This is a genomic window from Mesorhizobium sp. 43Arga (assembly GCF_053714255.1).
The window spans coordinates 14,388-30,592 of the sequence record NZ_JBSKBO010000006.1 but is presented as its reverse complement, the minus strand read 5'-3'; the positions used below and the strand labels follow the sequence as shown (position 1 = coordinate 30,592).

Genomic DNA, 16,205 nt, shown 5'->3' with positions numbered 1-16,205 from the left:
ACCGCCGCAGCTCTCAATGCTCCCAGCATCCGGATGAGCTGATAGTAGATGACGAAAGCGATCCCGGTCCCTGCCAGGCCAAGTCCGAAGACTAGCGCCAGCAGTGAATCGCTTCTGGCCCCCTTCGCGGCGCCGGGACACTGGAGGAAAGTTGCAAAAACCATCTGATAGGTCGCGAGCTTAACTGGACCAAGGCCCAGCGACGCCGGTAGTCGCTCTTGTCGTAATGGTTTCACCAACGAAGGCCCAACCAACGTTGTTCGCCCTGCGCGTCTCGGTCTACAATGATATCGACGGAGCACCTGCTTTGATCGGATTCGGCTTTCTGTTGGGTGCCGTAGGGCTTGCCATCCAGTTTCGGTCAGGGAAGCCGCCGCGAGGCCGGGACTAGTTCCCATCCGCTATTGGCAGTCACCTCGGCACGCAAGCGCTGCTGTAAGCGAGGGCTAGGCCTTCTCCGCAGCTGCCTTGAGCATTGCCTCGCCGACGACATGCTCGCCAGCGGCGATAAGGGCGTCCCCAGCGCCGCGTATGTCGCGGACGTCCTTGTTCTGGCTGAGCTTGGACTTCCCGACCAGGCTGGTGATCTCGATCTGCATCGCGACGATGGCCTTGACCATGGTGTCGATGCAATCCTTCGGAGCGTCGCCCATCTTCCACGGGACCGGCTGGATGGATTCATGTCGGTGGGTGAGCTTGGCGACGTTTCTTCGGACGTACCGTTCGTCGTCATGGATCGTCACTCGTCCATGCGCGTGAACAACCATGTAGTTCCAGGTCGGCACCTGCTTGTGAAACTCGTGCTTGCTCGGATACCAGTTCGGCGAGACCTAGGCCTCGTCTGCGCGGAAGATTACCATCACCTCGTCGCCGTCACGCAGTTCCTCCCACACCGGGTTTTTTCGCGCGACATGGCAGTTCAAGATGCCGAGACCACCTTTCGAGCGGTCAAGCTCGAAAGGAATGTGGTTGGCGTCGAGCTTGCCGCTACTGCTGGTGACGAGAATGCCAAAGCAATTTAGAAACGCGACAATGACGCGCTTTTTGGCGCCGAAGTGAGCACCCCGATCGGGCGTAAGCTGGTCAGGAAAATCCAAATTCATTTCTGCCGCAAAAAGGCGCCATGGTGCGATGCACAATAGCGTGTTGCAGGTGCGAAGCGTCTAGTTTAGTCTGTCCTTGTTTAGTTCATCCTTGTAGGGCGACTGGAGCGACAATGGCGACTCGCGAGGTTTGGCTTGATACAACCAAAGGTGTCGGCATTCTACTTGTGGTTGCTGCGCACATCGCTGGCGCGGGCACTGATCCCTGGGATCCCCCTTTCGCCAACGCGATACTGCTATTTCATATGCCGCTTTTCTTCGTCATCTCCGGCTACGTTTATAAGCCTGCGGACCGTGGCCAGCTGTTCTGGAAGAAAGTCGCCAGCCTAGCCGTGCCCTACGTGGCGTTTTTGTTGGTTTTGACGCTGGCGGTTATATCGAGGCGGACGCTGCTCGGCGATTTTCCAGCTCGTTGGGAGCTGCGTGAAATGGCCATCGACGACGTCCTGGGTGGTATGCGCCTTTGGCGTGATTTTGGCGTATTCTGGTTTGTTACCTGCCTCTTTTTCACCCAGCTCATTTACAACGAGATTGCGAATTGGGCTAAAAGCCCTGGTAGCCCTCGAATGCTGGGGTTTGTCGCGCTCTTCGTGCTTCTAGGCTATGTGATCCAGCTCGAGTGGCCAATGAACCGTTCGCCTTGGGCGGTCGCCGCAGTGCCAATTGCGCTGTGCTGCTACTGGTTTGGGCACCTGCTTAGGACGTACCAACTTCGTCAGGGAATTCTGTGGAGTTTCGTTGCGGTGGTGTGCGCCCTCGCTGTCGGCGCAGCTGTTAGCGGTGCCGAAATCCAGTTCAACATGAAATATTCGATTTTCGGTCCGCCCGTGCTCGGACTTCTGATCGCGCTGGCGCTGTCACTGGCTCTTCTAATTTTAGTAAGAAAAGCAGCCGCGGTCGAAAGAGTAGCCGTGCCGATGGCGAGGCTGGGGGAGGCATCATTGGTGATCATGTTTTTGCATCAATTCTTCCAATTTTCCCTTCGTGATGTCGGGGTCTCTAACGAGGCTGTGATCATGGCGGTTGCGGTCTCCGGACCATTTGCGATCTACCTTCTATTGAAGCGATCTGCATGGCTGTCGCCGTGGTTCCTGGGAACAGGCGGCGGTGCGCCTGGTCGTGCAATTGCTAGGCTCCGCAGCGGAGTGGGTTGGCGTGTCGCGAAATATCAACACGAAGTCATCCACTTCGCGAAGCCATATGCTGCGCAAGCCTTGATTGCCCTTAGATGGCCGCTTAGACGAAAGGGCCGGCCGCATGGGTTGCCTGGGGACCTGATCGTATCCTTAACGTCTTATCCTAAGCGGTTCCCGACCCTGCATTTGACTCTGCGCTGTCTCCTGTCACAGACGGTTGCACCTGACCGAGTTATTCTATGGGTCACCGCTGAGGATGGGGCGCAGCTGCCTGCCTCCGTTACAGATCTTAAACTCCAAGGGCTCGAGGTCCGTTTTTGTAAGGACATTCGCTCCTACAAGAAGATCATTCCGACGCTGCTCGCCTTTCCAGCAGCGTACATCGTGACGGCAGACGATGATGTCTATTACTCGCGGCGGTGGCTGGAACAGCTTGTCGCACGAGCGGGTGAAAAAACCGTCGTTTGTCATCGAGGCCACTCGGTTGCATTCGATGATGCGGGGCGAATTGAGCCTTACAGCAAATGGTCATTTGATGTCACCGAAACAGTGGGAATGCTTTTCCCGACCGGTGTCGGTGGAGTGCTCTATGGCCCCAAATCGCTCTCGCCAGAAACAGTGGATGAGGACAAGTTCACCGACCTCTGTCCCCAAGGCGATGATATCTGGTTGTTCTGGATGGGCCGGCGCGTTGGCAGCAAATACATAAAGACGAAAAACCGCTGGGTCGAATTGCCTTGGAAAGGATCGCAGGTTTCTGCTCTGCATTTGACCAATGTCGGGTCCGGCATGAATGACGAACAGATCCAGAAAGTCACAAGCCACTTTGGCCTCCCTGCAGCCAGGGGGCTTTCGCCAGATCAGCTGAGGCGCTTCAGTGCTGAAGAAATGGTTACAAGGATCCAGGACGCAATTGACATCAAAGGCGTCCTAACAGGAGACGAGAGCCGGCTCGTGTGGACTCAAGACAGTGCTGGTGAGCACCGATAGAACGTATGCCTGCCCACCAAAGGCTGGCGCACCGCTCAGCCGGCGAATAGACCACATGGGGCACCCTCCAGTTCAAGCCGTCGTCGTCACGACGTTTCATTGTCCCGGTGTGATCGATCGAGAGTTGACCACCAAGCAAGATAGGCTGGCCTCACTTTGTTTGCGATTCCGCAAAGGCAGCTGACGGGACAGGCCTGCGGTGCCCGAGCCTGCGAAGTGGTGCTATTGTGACGGTCTATCCCGGAAGTTGCCATTCCGCTACTGGACCATAGCTGCGGGCTGCAACGCGCCGTCAATGCCCATGCACCGCGCGACCTCGGCCAGTCCGGCCGCGCCTCTAGTAGTTTGTCGAGATCGAACGACCTTTGCGCCTCATGTCGGCCATTGAAGTCTGGCTTGCCATAACCGGAAAATAGACATTGCTAGTGTCGACGGCGAGGTCGCCGTTGCGCCTCGAAGCGGGACACTGATGGATTGTTTTAGGCCCTTGCTCGAAAGGTCTCGACGAATTTGACAAAGGCTGGCGATGAGTGTCCATTTTTGATCAGGTCGATGCACGCAGGCTTGATGGCGGCCTCTGAATAACCGAACTTGGAAGCTGCCGGTCTGCTTCCGGCCCCTTCCGGTGATTCACAAGCCGGCCGATAGCCGAAGTGAGCCAGCGCTGTTGACGTCGACAATGCATAGGCCGCCACTGCATATTCGCCTACGTCGCCGGCCACGGCTTTGAGTATTGGAGGCTTGGCCACATTCACTTTCGCCAAGTGTATTCTGGTGCGAGCACGCTCGTCATGCCAGGGAATTCCTCAAGGGAGGGACATCAACGAGGCAGGCGAGAATTCGATTACGCTTATCACCATTCGCGACGATCGCTCCGTCGGGGTCGAGGAGCTCGCGAGTGGCGTGCAGTTCGATCGGGTAGGCGCATGCCGACCAGCCGACCCTTGAATTGCGCGATTTTTGGATCGATCACTTCGGCGCGCAGTGCCTTTAGATAGGAAAGAGTTCCCACCTCATCGGCCCAGAGATGGTCCGCTTTGGGTGGCGGGCTCAACAGGTGAACGTCCGCTATCGTTTTTCGGAGGTCAGAAGCCGCCATTCCGCAGTCGGCCCCACTCTTGCCGAGCCAGCACAAGGCGTTCCTCCTGGCCAATCATGGCTGAAGGAGAAACAAAATGGGACATTCTCACTACGAACCTGCCGCTCGTGATCGCTGCGCATGGAACGCGGGCAAGAAGGTCGGAACGAAACGCCCGCTGAAACCTCGACAGATATGGGCGATCCGCGAATGCAGCTTAAACAGAAACAACTCACCGGGTTGCAAGGCGCGGAAATGGGTGCGGCCACTCGGCGACCAGAAATTTACCTCCTCGACCTGACGAGCCGAGAGGTAGTCGAGCCAATCATTATCAGGGACGCCCACGAAGATGTTGACCATGGCGCGACTTTGCATCCTGCGAACTGTTTGGGCAACCCACCCCATAACGCCATTGTATGACGCACCGGTTTTATCGACTTTCGGGCGCCGTCATCGGAGCTGAGGGGCCGCTTTCCAAAATGAGCGGTGACTGAGCTGCAGTGAACTCAGCATTCGCGTATTGTAGAACCGAGCCTTAGTTCAAACGTTGTCTAACGATGCGATTGCGGACTGCAGCACGTTGATCAGGCATGAGCGATAGCAAGGCAACTTCGAGCGGAAACGATCGTCCCGGGGCGACGGCGGCATTTCCATATGACCGCATGACGGTCGAGCGGTTTAGAAAGACCTTTCCTCGCGCCCGCTGGAACGACGATCTGAAGGCGTGGTTCGTCCCAGGCAAAACTGCGGCGCGGCGTTTCGATCGATGGCTCGAACGAGAGCGTTCTCAGACGGAAACCCATGCCGATCTCAAAGGCCGGGACGCCTTTGCCTTTGATCCCACCCTTTCCAAGTATCTTCGGCGGCTTGATGATCATTTGGAAGTGGTGACGCCCTATTCACGCACCGTCGTTGACGAGATGCGCGAGTTGCCATTTGCCTCCTGGGATGCCGATCGCCGTTTGTGGACGGTCCCCTACCGGTCATATGAAGCCCTGCGCCGGCACTGGAGCCGGATCGAGGAGGCGGCCAGGCGCAACGAACCGGAAGAGCGCAAGAAACGCCGAGACGTTAGTCGAGGGTCGGAAAAGGAACGGGCCGCGCGTGCGCGTGCCAACGAACGGCGCCGCAGGCGCTATCCGCTCGATCCGAAGAACCTGCCGCCCTTTGGCCGGCCAGTTATGACGTCTACGTATGGCGTGGTCGTTTTCGTCGGTTGCGGTGGCGAGCCGGTCGATCCGGAGATCCTTCTTGCCTCTTATGCCGATGTTCCAACCTCAGCCGATAGCGTTTGGGGCCAATGGCGTCCGGCTACCCTCGCCGAACTCGTGAAAACGTGGCCCTCGCGTTCTGGATCGAAGATTGACGACGGGATTTGGAGACAACCCACGATCGACGAGTTGCGGGTGGCAAGAAAGACCGCCGGCAGCAGGGAGCGGCGACGTTCTCGCACTGGCGCCTAAGGGAGTGTGCTGAGTTCCCGCTCGATCTGTCCTGCCGAGGCGAGAATGTCGTCGAAGCTCGACGCTACGCCAAAGATCACGGCAGTCGTGCCGGCGTAGTCGCGCGCGAACGCGTCGGCCATCTCGGCACCGGCTGATCGCGAAGGTTCCGGCACTGCGGAAGCTAGATCATAGTCGGGCCGATCGAAAACATGCGGGCGTGACCCAGCAATCGGCGCCAAGATCGCGATCGGCGAGCGCAGCCTCGCCGATTTCCGACTGCACGAGAGAGTGCAGGTCGTCGCAATGGGTAGATCCCTTTCCCCGCCTGCCGCAGTTCGCTGCGCCGCTCAACAGGTTTCGGAAACAAAGGCCGTCCGGAGAATGCTACAAATTTCGGACAAGGTGGAGCGGCTGAGGCAGCTGCAATGACCTCTGAATCACTGCCGAATTCGACCTAAATTCGGGCTACTCAAGCTCAATCCATGCCGGCGCATGATCGCTAGGCTTCTCCCACCCTCGGGTCTCAACATCCACCCCGGCACCGCCAAGCCGGGGCGACAACGAGGGACTGATGAGCAGGTGGTCCATTCGCAGGCCGGAACTCTTGTCGTAGCCGCCGCCATAAGTGTGATTCCAATAAGTATAGATCCCCTTTTCCGGATGAATGCGCCGGACCGCATCGGTCCAGCCGTCCTCAAGCATCCCGGCATAGGCTCGCCGGCTCTCGGGAAAGTACACTGCATCCCTAAGCCATCGTCGCGGCGCCACAGCATCAATCGGGGTTGGAACAACATTATAGTCCCCGCACAGCACGGTCGGCACGCCCTCTTTGAGGAGGCCCCGGCCGTAGCTGATCAGGCGGTCGAACCAGTCCAGCTTGTAGTCAAACCTTGGACCAGGGGCGGGATTTCCATTTGGCAGGTAGAGACAGCCGACCACGAGCCCGCCGATCTCGGCCTCGATATAGCGGCTATGGCTGTCGTCGGGGTCGCCGGGAAGCCCGCGTCGACGCTCGATGGGGTCGGCTCCGCGAGCCAGGATTGCGACCCCGTTGTAGGATTTCTGGCCGTGCCAGATTGCACCATACCCAGCGTCGCCGATTGCCCCGGCCGGAAACTTTTCGTCGGAGGTTTTGAGTTCTTGAAGACACACGACGTCATAGTGCGTGGCCTGGAGCCACGCGAGCAGCACCGGCAGACGACCATTAACACCGTTCACATTGAAGGTGGCGATGCGGACCATCGCTTTGGCGGCCCGCTATTTCGTGAGCTTGTCCTCGACCTTCTTGCGGCTGTTTCCGACCGATTTCACGGCCGACTTAACCTCGGCCTTGCTGACACCGGTCTTGCCCGCCTCATATTTCAACTCGTGATCCTGCCCACCGGCTATCTTTGCCCGGTCCTGACTGCGTCCACGGGTCGTCTGAGAAGTGGCCATTTTCTTCCTCCAAGGGTTGCCTTCCAGTTTCCAACAACGCGCTCAGACTCTTCCGGTTCAATTCATCAACGCGCGTGTGGACAAAATGCCCAGGAAGAGCATTAAATCGCCCTATGTATTCGAGTTCGGCAGGTCGGCCGGAGAGGCCGCCCTCCGCAAACAGCGCACATCGCGCCGGGACTCAGTATCTACCTCAAATCTCTGCCTCCCAGGTTGCGCCCTTCCAGCTCTGCACCCTGACTGACGCCATTCCAGTGGGAACGAACTGGCTCTTCGAGATAGTGATCCTGCCGTCGCTGGCGGAAACTCACCAAAGGCTCGGCGCTGATCGACGGCGAAATCGTCGCCGGCAGCCAGGGCCGAACGAAATTCTCCCTGCTCAAGACTAGCATTGCTGCCGGCATGCCGCTTAAGTCATGTCTTCGACTTGCTGGAACTGAACGGCGGCGATCTCTCGGATCAACCGCTCCTCGAGCACGCCTCGCGCTGCCGAGCCGCCGACTGCCACCGGTTTGCCGCGCAATCCGACAAACGTTGTGCGTGGCGACTTCACGCCAATCGCCCCAAGGTGAGCGGCTACATCACCGAGGTCGCCATACATGACAATCAGGCGGTGAAGACCGGGGACATCCTGTTTCGAATGGACGATAACGACTATCGCGCCCGAGTCGACCAAGCTGCCGCCGAGCTTGCCAATGCACCGTGCGCTCCTCGCCAAGCAGATCTGCACATTGCCCGAAGAGCTGCGGCGCTCGTTGACACGGGACCAGGGCAAGGAGATGGCTCGTCACAGGAGCGTCACCGTTGCAACCGATCTACAGGTCTACTTCTGCGATCCGCGCAGTCCCTGGCAGCGCGGCACCAACGAAAATACCAACGGTATGCTCAGGCAGTACTTCCCGAGAGCAACCAACCTCTCCCGTGTATCCCAGGCCCAACTCAACGCCGTCGCTCTGCGGCTCAATCAGCGCCCCCGAAAAATCCTGGACTTCGAAACGCCGGCCGATAGGCTACTAAAGGTGTTGCGATGACCGGTTGAAATCACCGGTGGAAAGCGGTCAGGCAGCTTTCAATTCGATCGGCAAAAAAACAGCCTTCATTCGGGAATACTCACGCCATAGGGTGCCGAAGTTGCGGATAACGCTGAACACAGCGGCGGCGGCAATCCGGGGGTCGTCGCTTTGGGTCACTGCGCTGATGTAGAAGCCAGCGCGCACACGAAACGATCTTCGGAGCGGCCACTGCCGGGAAGGAATTTGAGGGAGTCGACCGCTTTGCGGTGACGGAAGGCATGGCCGAGCGAACGCCGAAGGCGCGGGCTTCGTAGCTTGCGGCAGCCACCACGCCGCGCGCAGCGACCCCGCCAACGGCAAGCGGCTTGCCGCGCAAGTCCGGGTTGTCGCGCTGTTCGACCGACGCGTAGAACGCATCCATGTCGACATGGATGATCTTGCGCGGATCCGCGCCGCGGTCAGGGGCCATTTGCCTGCAATGCCAACGCGCCAAGGTCTGAGCTTCGTACTGAACGATCCTATAATCTTCAGATTGCGAATTCAGCCTGTGTGCGACCCTGACGGAGACGCGAAATCACAAAACTTCTGCAGGGATGGGGACGAAGGATCTCGTGTTCCGGGCGCGTCATGTCGAGCCAGGCCGAGCGCTCTTTCCGGCGCAGCACCGCCATCTGGCGGTCGTGGTAAGGCGCGATGTCGTCGTTGGCCTGGATCGTGAGAATTGCGTAGGCTTCCGGCCAATCGCGCGTCGCCGGTCGCCAGATGCCGGCGAAATAAAACCAGTCGCCGTTGGCTAGGCGAAAGCTGTAGTTCTTCCCCTGGCTGCGGTGCCGGAATTCGGACGCCGGCACGAGGCAGCGATGGCTCGGGAATGATCGATCCTCCGCGCGCACCACGGTAAAGGGGCGGCCGCCTGGTTCCTTCGGCTGAAATCCCCATGGCAACTTGAGCATCTCAACATCGCCGCCGTAGCGTCTTATGATGACGCGGGGTTCATCGAGCGAATTGTCGGAATCGAAAACTGTTGCGCTCATTGCCAAAAGAACATAACAGGAACGGAATCGCCGCGCAATGCCGCAGAGACAGGTGAGACATGTGCAATGATTATCGGCTGATGGTGGACGTCGCCTCGATCGTCGAGGATTTCGCCGATCTCAAGATCAAGATCCGCTTCAGTGAAGGCGCGCCGAACATTGAAGCGCGCGAGGACATCAAGATAACGGATGTCGGGCCGATTATCCGCCCGGTCGCCTGCGCAAGCGGCGAGGGTGATCTGGTACAGCGCCGGTGGAGCTGGCCCGGACAGAACAAGCGGCCAGTCTACAACTTCCGCTCGGACGGCCGCGAGTTCGCCTCGAATCGCTGCCTGATTCCGGCCGATGGCTTTTACGAATTCACCAACCCGACGGAGAAGGGCAAGAAGCGCAAGGACAAGTGGCTCTTCACCAAGCGCGACGAGCCGGTCTTCTGTATCGCCGGGATCTGGCGTGAGACCAATGATGTCGGCGAAGCGTTCACGATGCTTACCATGGAGCCCGGTCTTGACATTGCCCCGTACCACGACCGGCAGATCGTCATCCTCGATCGCAAGGATTGGGCGTCATGGCTCGACCCTTCGATCTCCGCCAAATCATTGATCAAGCCGTTGCAGGCAGGCACGCTTTCGGTCGAACAAGTCGGTTGATCCGAGGCGGGCCTGGCAGCGACCGGCCTAAAATTTGCGTTTTGCTCGCTCGTAGTGCCGATGGGCCTTTGCGCGATTCCCGCAATCTCCCATTGAACACCATCTGCGGTTCTGCGCGCGACTCTCGTCGACGAAAAGCCAGCCACATCCCCTGTCATCCTGGCACTGTCGTACCTTCTTCGATCGGACGCCGGTCATAAGCTCTGCTGCAGACATGGCGATCGGCATCAGGAAGCTGCTCGCTACGGCAGCAGCTGAAGCCGGCGCGCGCCAGCCGTATTCTCCCGCCTGCCACGCGATGGCGGCACTCGCTCCGTTGGGCAGCAGAAATTTGTTGAAGGCTTCAATGTCTCTCGATCGCGGCGTTTGGCCATCGATGCGCGCGACCAGGAGATTGTAGATAACTTCGCGCAAAGCAATCGCGTTTTTATAGACGGAGCGGGCCGTATCGACGTCCGTTTTCCAATCACGCTGGAACTCGGCCTTCCGGCCGCGAGAAAGCAGCCCATTCGCCTGAAACCAATCCAGCAGCGCAATGGGAGAGGGAAGCCTCTCCTCAACGTCCGTACGCAACCTCCAAGCCGCTGTGTTTACAAACCGCATAGCCAGATCCTCGCTGGCAAGCTTGCTCTCTGCGGCGCGCATCGCCCCCGAACCTTTAGATGGCAGGGAACCAACACGGGTCATTCGACTTAACCCTCTGTCTAACCTCTTATTAGGTTATAATTAAGATGACCGCAATTTCAAGAGAAAAGCTCCCGATCCTGCTCGGTTTTGGCGCCATTTACCTGGTTTGGGGCTCAACATATCTCGCGCTCGCCGTGGCGCTGCAGACGATACCGCCTTTTGCCCTGATGGGAACACGCTCGATGGTCGGCGGCCTGCTGTTGCTAGCGTATTCGAAGGCCAAGTCCGACGCCAACGGTTCCGCAAAGTCCTGGCTCCGGGCAAGCGTCTGCGGCATCCTGTTCTTCGTCGGCTGCCATGGGGTTCTAGCTTACGCGGAACAACGAGTACCATCGGGTCTTGCGGCGCTGCTGCTAGCTACAATCCCGTTCTGGATTATCGGCGGAAGAAGCCTTCTCGGCAGATCGGAGCAGCCCTTCGCCAGGACGATGCTGGTGCTCCTTCCCGGTGTCGTTGGTGTGCTGCTTGTTGCCTGGCGCAGCATCGCGGGCCCCGCGGCGCTTCATCTGTCCGACATCCTGCTGCTGCTGATGGCGTCGGCGTCGTGGGCCTTGGGCACGATCATCGCCGAAACAAGCGGCAAGGAGGTGTCTTCGGTAGCTCTCTCAGGCCAGGAGCTCGTCGCGGGCGGTGCCGCGCTGTTGGCGCTGAGCGCGTGGCGTGGAGAGCCTATTCCCGCGATCTCGGACATCTCGCTGCCATCCCTTCTAGGCTGGAGCTACCTAACACTCGCCGGCACCGTCGTCGCCTTCGGCTCCTATATCTGGCTTCTCAAGAAGGTCTCGCCGAGCGTGGCCGCGAGCTACACCTTCGTCAACCCTGTGATCGCTGTGCTCCTCGGCTGGGCGTTCCTCGGCGAACAACTCACCGCAATCACAATCATCGGCGGTCTTCTCGTCCTGGCCTCGGTGGCCACGCTGCTGTTGGTCAATCGAAGCTCCACCCAGAAGGAAATCGCTCATGGTCAATGCAATGAACAACCCGGCCACCGGCTTCAGAAGAATACGGATCGGCGTCGTCGCCCCTCTGTCTGCAAGAGGCGCCAATCTTGGACATGAGGTGGTGCAGGCCGTTGACCTTTCAGTCGAAGATGCCAACGCACACTCCAGCGCTTCCGGCATCGCCTTCGAGGTAAACCGTTCCTGCGGCGCCTTCAGTTCCTGAAGACAGACAATGTCCGGATGTGCCTCTTGTAGCCAGCGCAGCAGCACTGGCAGGCGGCCGTTGACGCCATTGACGTCGTAGGTCGCAATTCTCATTGCAGATTCGGGAGGACTTGGTCGGCCCGGCCCCATTCCGCCAGAGCCTTTGATGCGGCGCGCTTCTTCAACTCGGGCGCATCGCCGACATGGAAATGAGAAGGCGCATCAATCGTCTTCATCTCCGACCAGCTGATCGGTGCTGCAACTGGAGCGCCAGGCCGGGACCTCGCGCTATAGGGCATGATGGCGGTCGCACCGCGCTGGTTGCGCAGATAGTCGACGAAAATCCGTCCCTTGCGCTTCGCCTTCGACAGCACAGCCGTGAAATGGGTCGGGTCGCTCTGGGCGACAGCCTGCGCGAGGCGAGAGGCGAAGGCCTTTACCTCAGGCCACTCGGCCCGCGGCGTAAGTGGCGCGATCACATGCACGCCCTTGCCGCCCGTCAGCATTGGGAAGGTCGTCAACCCGAGTGATTTGAGAATATCGCGGAACTGAAAGGCGGCGGCGCGAACCGCCTCGAAATCCAGTCCATCGTCGGGGTCGAGGTCAAACACAAGGCGGTCGGCCTTCTCGACGTCTTCGATGCGCGCTCCCCATCCATGGAACTCGATCGTTCCCATCTGGACACAGGTCATAAGCCCCTCGGCATCGTCGACATAAAGGTAGGGCTCCTCGTGACCATCCTTTTCGGTGATCCCGACGTGATGGACCTTGTCGCCGAAGCTCCCGGCGTCATGCTTCTGGAAAAAGCATTTCTTCGCCCGGCCCTGCGGGCAGCGGACAAGGCTGATCGGCCTGCTGCCTGCCCAGGGAAGCATGATCGCCGCAACGTCGGCGTAATGATCGGCAAGCTGTCCCTTGGTGATGTTGGATTCGGGGTAGATCACGCGGCCGCGATTGCTGATCGCGACCGTACTTGTCGCCGGCGGAGGCAACGTCGCGGTGTGATGTTCCGTCTCAAGCGCAACGGCTTCCGGCTTCTTGTCCTCGCGCAGGCCAAGATAGCTCGGATGGCGCAGTGTCCCTTCATTGGTCATCTCGGTGTATGCGATCTCGGCAACAAGTGTCGGACGCAGCCAGTGCGCGCCGCGAACCTCCGCGCGGGGTGCTTCGACCGTGGCGGCCGTCTGCTCGAGCGGCGCCATGGTCTTCATCAGCCGGGCCATCTCGGCGGTATCGAAACCGGTCCCGACCTTGCCGGCATAGCGCAGCTTTCCGCCGACATGGACGCCAAGGATCAGCGATCGAAACGCGCGATCCTTGTCTGAAGGCGTCCAGCCGACGAGCACGAATTCCTGACGCTTGATGCACTTGATCTTCAGCCAGCTTCCATCGCGGGCGCCGACATAGTCCGAATCCGCCATCTTCGAGATAACCCCCTCGAGGCCAGCCCCGCAGAATCGGTGCAGCAATTCTTCCCCCCGGCCCTGGATATGATCCGAGTAGCGAAGGACGGGGCTCTTCGCCGGCAGGATCGCCTCAAGCTTCTGCTTGCGCTCCAGGAGCGGCAGCCTCGTCAGGTCTTCCCCGTCGAGCTCCAGCAGGTCGAACGCATAAAAATCGATGCTCGCGGGAGCACCTTTCAATGCGTTCTGTAGCGCCTGGAAACTGGATCGGCCCTCCGTGTCGATGACCACGGCCTCTCCGTCAATGAGGGCGGAGCGAACCTTGAGCTTGCGTGCCTCCGAAAGGATAGAGGGGAAGCGGCCGGACCAGTCCAGGCCGGAGCGCGTGTAGGCGCGCGCCTCTCGGCCGCCCACGGCGACGAGGATGCGGTAGCCGTCGTATTTCATTTCGTGGATCCAGCGATCGCCGGCGGGAACCGTGTCCACCAGTTTTGCGAGCTGGACCGGCCGGAACGCGGGCGGCGGCGCGAGATTTGACGCGCCGCGCGAGGCTGGCTTCGCACGGGACGTTGAATATCCGTCCAGTGTGAGGCGACGCGACGTTGACTTGCTCACTTTACTTGACCCTGTTCAGACCGAACTGTGTGATGCGTCAATCGGAATACGCAGCCTATTTCTTCATTTTCTCCGCTGCGGCATTGAGCTTGTCGCGATCGTTGCCGACGCGCTTTATCAGCGCCTCGGCCTGCTCTTTGCTGAGGCCGTGCTTGCGGGCAAAATAAGCGACCTCGTAGCCTTCACCGCCGGCGACTTGCCGGCGGTCGGCCGCGCCTCGCTTCGATTTGTTATCTGCCATTGCCGTCTCCCCTGTTGCCATAGCTGCGCCGTCATGACGCTCGACCTGTAACGCGCCGGGTCGTTTTGCGATCCTTAGCCGGGCAAGAAATTCGGCGTTTCGCATCAAGCCCCGCGCCGACAAGGCCGATGCCTTATTGGCTGAGATTGCGGCGACGCCTGCCTAATCGTTAGCAGGTGTGGTCGCCAAGCTTGCGGTCGTCGTTCGGGAAGCACATGACAATAGCGACCTTGGCGAATTTCCGCTGCCGCACATCCGCTCTGCATTGGCCGACTTGCGGCGCCTCACGAAGCGATAAGCATCAGCCAACCGGCGGACGCGCCCGCGACCAGTCGGTTGCCTCGCTGTTCGAGCAACCCGGCATCGTCTTTCGCGGCCTGGCGCGCCTTCGGTGCGTGGAGCCAAGGCGATGAAGAGGCCTATCGCGCCTGGACGGACAAATTCAAAACATAGCACGGCGCAAGCCAGTAGGCATAGCGAAAGTCCTGGTCTGACCGCTCGGCGTCAGGATCGCCGCTCGTCCATTCGACAATGACGGAATCCAAGGATTTCGCTCAACGCCGCGTCCCCCTATCAAATCCCTGACAAGGGAAGGACGCGAATGAAGCCGGATACATCGCAGTGGCGTGACCCACAGGCATATACGTTCGTCAAAGGCGCCGGCGCCGATGTGGTCGCCTGGGAATTCCTGCGACGCAATCCGCAGTATCAGCAGGACTTCGCGGCCTCCCGCTCAGCCAAGGCGATGCGCGCGCTGCGCAAGCGCTGGGGTTTGCAGTTTCGCCGCCAGGCCTGACCAGTCCGCGGTCGAGCAGCCCGTCTATTGGGCACCAGAGATCGACCCTGGGGTCGTCAATCTTGTCGAGGTTCCGCCCGGTCTGCGCGCCGGCGAGGGCAGCGCATCCGACGTCCCGCTTGCTGCGGGCCGGCATGACGAGATAGGTCTTCACATGCTTTCTTCGCTTGGCGGCACGCAACTGGCGCTTCTCGGCGGCGCGCAGCCGGGCGAACCGCTAGCCGCGATCATTCTGCTCGATGACATGGCGCACGACCGGCTCCAGGCGATTGAGCGGTTCATCCGCTCGATCCATAGGCAACACCTTCCCGACCCCCGCTTGACCGCAGCCCCGCGCCGCCGCCTCGGCCACATGCTGCGATGCCCGGACGGCCGCGACCAGCAGGCATCCCACTTTGAAGTCGCGACCGCCTTGTTTGGCCGGCGGCTGGTCAGCGCCGTCGACTGGCATGACTCGGCCTTTCGCTACCAGACGCATCGCCTCGTGCGCGACGGCATGACGATGGTCGAGCGCGGCTATCGTCAATTGCTGCGCGCGTGCCGGCGTCATTCCTGAAAGGGTTCCGGTCGCCGTCTGGTCCACCCTCTTGCTTGCAGCCGAAGGCTGCTTTCGATCCTGAAGAAAATAGCGGCTTAGCGCCTCACGCCGGCCATTGAAGCCAATTTGTGCACCTGGATCGGACATTCATGACGGCTCACAGAACCTTTAGGTTGCGGAGGGCACTCTGCCATCCTGGCATAAACGGCGCGAGCCGTCGTGTTACAGTGCCAGGCAATGTTCTTAACATCCAGGGATGCCTTTGGCATGAAAGGAAGAGGAGAGCCACCACGGGCAAGATTAACCGCCTCGCTTTGCTCTCCCGTTCCAGCGCGGTCGTCTTCGCATCGACGGTGGTGGAAACGGCATTCGCTGAAGGGCCGGTCCAGCTACTTACTGGCGCTGATCGAAGCGCACATGACGGCATACGAGTCGTCGAAGCGCTAAGAACGATCAACCGGACGACGTTAAATGGCCCCCTTCGGCTCCGGCGTGAACTGGCCGCTGGGCCAAGCCGACTCTGGTGCTTCTTTCGGCGCAAAGCCGGCTATTGCTTTCGTCGGCCCAAGTTCATCGTCAGCGGCCGCGTCGGCGCCACAGGGGGCAGGGTGCTGATCCGCCGTGTTGCCTGACATCACGTTTTAAAGCCTGCGCAGCTTTGATCACGGCCTTGCGGCTGTTACCGTGTTTTAGGATCAGCTCCCAGACCAGGTCCGCAGTCAAACCGTTCTCCGAAGCGAAACATTCGACCTGATGGTCGTGAATAGCATCATGCCAGGCCTTATCGCCGCCCATTTGGGCCTCCGCTCCAGGCGCCGCATGGCAAAGATATGCGTTCCTACTAATGTAAGGAACATGCGAACGAAGGACGTAAGGGCTTGGCGATATCTGATA

General features: G+C 59.7%; 16 protein-coding genes and 4 pseudogenes. 7 read left to right on the top strand and 13 right to left on the bottom strand.

The annotated features are described in order from the left end of the window. Window positions 1-446: 446 nt before the first annotated feature. Window positions 447-1,103, bottom strand: a pseudogene (locus tag ACWGS8_RS20830) (FMN-binding negative transcriptional regulator). A gap of 113 nt (window positions 1,104-1,216) precedes the next feature. Between ACWGS8_RS20830 and ACWGS8_RS20825 the strand changes: the two are divergent. Next, window positions 1,217-3,229 (top strand): acyltransferase family protein, encoded by a 2,013-nt coding sequence (locus ACWGS8_RS20825; protein WP_454582688.1) that lies wholly within the window; start codon window positions 1,217-1,219, stop codon window positions 3,227-3,229. A 479-nt stretch (window positions 3,230-3,708) separates the two neighbouring features. Here ACWGS8_RS20825 and ACWGS8_RS20820 read toward each other — a convergent pair whose 3' ends face one another. Together ACWGS8_RS20820 and ACWGS8_RS20815 are read right to left on the bottom strand one after the other, a co-directional pair. Continuing rightward, complete coding sequence (locus ACWGS8_RS20820; RefSeq protein ID WP_454582687.1) at window positions 3,709-3,993, bottom strand: hypothetical protein; 285 nt, start codon at window positions 3,991-3,993, stop codon at window positions 3,709-3,711. 425 nt (window positions 3,994-4,418) lie between these two features. Continuing rightward, window positions 4,419-4,667: a hypothetical protein gene (locus ACWGS8_RS20815; protein ID WP_454582686.1), complete on the bottom strand. Its 249-nt coding sequence runs from the start codon at window positions 4,665-4,667 to the stop codon at window positions 4,419-4,421. A 230-nt stretch (window positions 4,668-4,897) separates the two neighbouring features. On the opposite strand from ACWGS8_RS20815, the gene ACWGS8_RS20810 reads away from it, so the two are divergent. After that, entirely contained in the window at window positions 4,898-5,770 is an 873-nt protein-coding gene (locus ACWGS8_RS20810) for a hypothetical protein (RefSeq protein ID WP_454582685.1), read from the top strand. Here ACWGS8_RS20810 and ACWGS8_RS20805 read toward each other — a convergent pair. The 3 genes from ACWGS8_RS20805 to ACWGS8_RS20795 form a co-directional block, all read right to left on the bottom strand. Beyond that, a complete protein-coding gene (locus ACWGS8_RS20805) occupies window positions 5,767-5,892 on the bottom strand; it encodes a hypothetical protein (RefSeq protein WP_454582684.1) in 126 nt (41 codons plus the stop codon). The two genes, ACWGS8_RS20810 and ACWGS8_RS20805, sit on opposite strands and share 4 nt — an antisense overlap. Window positions 5,893-6,217: 325 nt before the next feature. Further along, complete coding sequence (gene xth / locus ACWGS8_RS20800; RefSeq protein WP_454582683.1) at window positions 6,218-6,994, bottom strand: exodeoxyribonuclease III; 777 nt, start codon at window positions 6,992-6,994, stop codon at window positions 6,218-6,220. A 15-nt stretch (window positions 6,995-7,009) separates the two neighbouring features. Then, the gene (locus ACWGS8_RS20795) at window positions 7,010-7,189 is read right to left on the bottom strand and encodes a DUF3606 domain-containing protein (protein WP_454582682.1); all 180 of its coding nucleotides are present in this window, start codon (window positions 7,187-7,189) and stop codon (window positions 7,010-7,012) included. A gap of 710 nt (window positions 7,190-7,899) precedes the next feature. On the opposite strand from ACWGS8_RS20795, the pseudogene ACWGS8_RS20790 reads away from it, so the two are divergent. Continuing rightward, a pseudogene (locus ACWGS8_RS20790) lies at window positions 7,900-8,220 on the top strand (IS30 family transposase); the annotation flags it as partial. A gap of 217 nt (window positions 8,221-8,437) precedes the next feature. Here the strand turns inward: ACWGS8_RS20790 and ACWGS8_RS20785 are convergent. Next, window positions 8,438-8,671, bottom strand: a pseudogene (locus tag ACWGS8_RS20785) (Y-family DNA polymerase); the annotation flags it as partial. Between the two features lie 58 nt (window positions 8,672-8,729). Beyond that, window positions 8,730-9,236 carry an SOS response-associated peptidase family protein gene (locus tag ACWGS8_RS20780; RefSeq protein ID WP_454582681.1) on the bottom strand — a complete coding sequence of 169 codons (507 nt, stop codon included), beginning with the start codon at window positions 9,234-9,236 and terminating at the stop codon, window positions 8,730-8,732. Window positions 9,237-9,295: 59 nt separating this feature from the next. Between ACWGS8_RS20780 and ACWGS8_RS20775 the strand changes: the two genes are divergently transcribed. Beyond that, complete coding sequence (locus ACWGS8_RS20775; protein ID WP_454582680.1) at window positions 9,296-9,886, top strand: SOS response-associated peptidase; 591 nt, start codon at window positions 9,296-9,298, stop codon at window positions 9,884-9,886. Window positions 9,887-9,913: 27 nt separating this feature from the next. Here ACWGS8_RS20775 and ACWGS8_RS20770 read toward each other — a convergent pair whose 3' ends face one another. Beyond that, window positions 9,914-10,573 (bottom strand): CGNR zinc finger domain-containing protein, encoded by a 660-nt coding sequence (locus ACWGS8_RS20770; RefSeq protein WP_454582679.1) that lies wholly within the window; start codon window positions 10,571-10,573, stop codon window positions 9,914-9,916. Window positions 10,574-10,617: 44 nt separating this feature from the next. Here ACWGS8_RS20770 and ACWGS8_RS20765 point away from each other — a divergent pair, with 44 nt between their 5' ends. Continuing rightward, window positions 10,618-11,631 (top strand): EamA family transporter, encoded by a 1,014-nt coding sequence (locus tag ACWGS8_RS20765; protein WP_454582678.1) that lies wholly within the window; start codon window positions 10,618-10,620, stop codon window positions 11,629-11,631. A 51-nt stretch (window positions 11,632-11,682) separates the two neighbouring features. Here the strand turns inward: ACWGS8_RS20765 and ACWGS8_RS20760 are convergent. From ACWGS8_RS20760 to ACWGS8_RS20750, 3 genes and pseudogenes are all read right to left on the bottom strand, one after another. Beyond that, window positions 11,683-11,832: pseudogene (locus tag ACWGS8_RS20760) on the bottom strand (endonuclease/exonuclease/phosphatase family protein); the annotation flags it as partial. Continuing rightward, the gene (gene ligD / locus ACWGS8_RS20755) at window positions 11,829-13,736 is read right to left on the bottom strand and encodes a DNA ligase D (protein WP_454582677.1); all 1,908 of its coding nucleotides are present in this window, start codon (window positions 13,734-13,736) and stop codon (window positions 11,829-11,831) included. The pseudogene ACWGS8_RS20760 and the gene ligD, both read right to left, overlap by 4 nt. Before the next feature lie 55 nt (window positions 13,737-13,791). Next, window positions 13,792-14,082 carry a DUF3606 domain-containing protein gene (locus ACWGS8_RS20750; RefSeq protein ID WP_454582676.1) on the bottom strand — a complete coding sequence of 97 codons (291 nt, stop codon included), beginning with the start codon at window positions 14,080-14,082 and terminating at the stop codon, window positions 13,792-13,794. Window positions 14,083-14,578: 496 nt separating this feature from the next. Between ACWGS8_RS20750 and ACWGS8_RS20745 the strand changes: the two genes are divergently transcribed. Together ACWGS8_RS20745 and ACWGS8_RS20740 are read left to right on the top strand one after the other, a co-directional pair. After that, a complete protein-coding gene (locus ACWGS8_RS20745) occupies window positions 14,579-14,773 on the top strand; it encodes a transcriptional regulator domain-containing protein (protein WP_454582675.1) in 195 nt (64 codons plus the stop codon). A 154-nt stretch (window positions 14,774-14,927) separates the two neighbouring features. Further along, window positions 14,928-15,329: a DUF2285 domain-containing protein gene (locus ACWGS8_RS20740; protein WP_454582674.1), complete on the top strand. Its 402-nt coding sequence runs from the start codon at window positions 14,928-14,930 to the stop codon at window positions 15,327-15,329. A 558-nt stretch (window positions 15,330-15,887) separates the two neighbouring features. On the opposite strand, the gene ACWGS8_RS20735 is transcribed toward ACWGS8_RS20740, so the two are convergent. Further along, window positions 15,888-16,106, bottom strand: a complete 219-nt coding sequence (locus ACWGS8_RS20735) for a hypothetical protein (RefSeq protein ID WP_454582673.1) — start codon at window positions 16,104-16,106, stop codon at window positions 15,888-15,890. Window positions 16,107-16,205: the final 99 nt, after the last annotated feature.

Excerpts from the sequence above, each read along its gene's own strand:
- ACWGS8_RS20825 (WP_454582688.1), top strand. The coding sequence starts at position 1,217 with ATGGCGACTCGCGAGGTTTGGCTTGATACAACCAAAGGTGTCGGCATT.
- ACWGS8_RS20815 (WP_454582686.1), bottom strand. The coding sequence starts at position 4,667 with ATGGTCAACATCTTCGTGGGCGTCCCTGATAATGATTGGCTCGACTAC.
- ACWGS8_RS20810 (WP_454582685.1), top strand. The coding sequence starts at position 4,898 with ATGAGCGATAGCAAGGCAACTTCGAGCGGAAACGATCGTCCCGGGGCG.
- ACWGS8_RS20805 (WP_454582684.1), bottom strand. The coding sequence starts at position 5,892 with ATGGCCGACGCGTTCGCGCGCGACTACGCCGGCACGACTGCCGTGATC.
- xth (WP_454582683.1), bottom strand. The coding sequence starts at position 6,994 with ATGGTCCGCATCGCCACCTTCAATGTGAACGGTGTTAATGGTCGTCTG.
- ACWGS8_RS20795 (WP_454582682.1), bottom strand. The coding sequence starts at position 7,189 with ATGGCCACTTCTCAGACGACCCGTGGACGCAGTCAGGACCGGGCAAAG.
- ACWGS8_RS20780 (WP_454582681.1), bottom strand. The coding sequence starts at position 9,236 with ATGAGCGCAACAGTTTTCGATTCCGACAATTCGCTCGATGAACCCCGC.
- ACWGS8_RS20775 (WP_454582680.1), top strand. The coding sequence starts at position 9,296 with ATGTGCAATGATTATCGGCTGATGGTGGACGTCGCCTCGATCGTCGAG.
- ACWGS8_RS20770 (WP_454582679.1), bottom strand. The coding sequence starts at position 10,573 with ATGACCCGTGTTGGTTCCCTGCCATCTAAAGGTTCGGGGGCGATGCGC.
- ACWGS8_RS20765 (WP_454582678.1), top strand. The coding sequence starts at position 10,618 with ATGACCGCAATTTCAAGAGAAAAGCTCCCGATCCTGCTCGGTTTTGGC.
- ACWGS8_RS20750 (WP_454582676.1), bottom strand. The coding sequence starts at position 14,082 with ATGCGAAACGCCGAATTTCTTGCCCGGCTAAGGATCGCAAAACGACCC.
- ACWGS8_RS20745 (WP_454582675.1), top strand. The coding sequence starts at position 14,579 with ATGAAGCCGGATACATCGCAGTGGCGTGACCCACAGGCATATACGTTC.
- ACWGS8_RS20740 (WP_454582674.1), top strand. The coding sequence starts at position 14,928 with ATGCTTTCTTCGCTTGGCGGCACGCAACTGGCGCTTCTCGGCGGCGCG.
- ACWGS8_RS20735 (WP_454582673.1), bottom strand. The coding sequence starts at position 16,106 with ATGGGCGGCGATAAGGCCTGGCATGATGCTATTCACGACCATCAGGTC.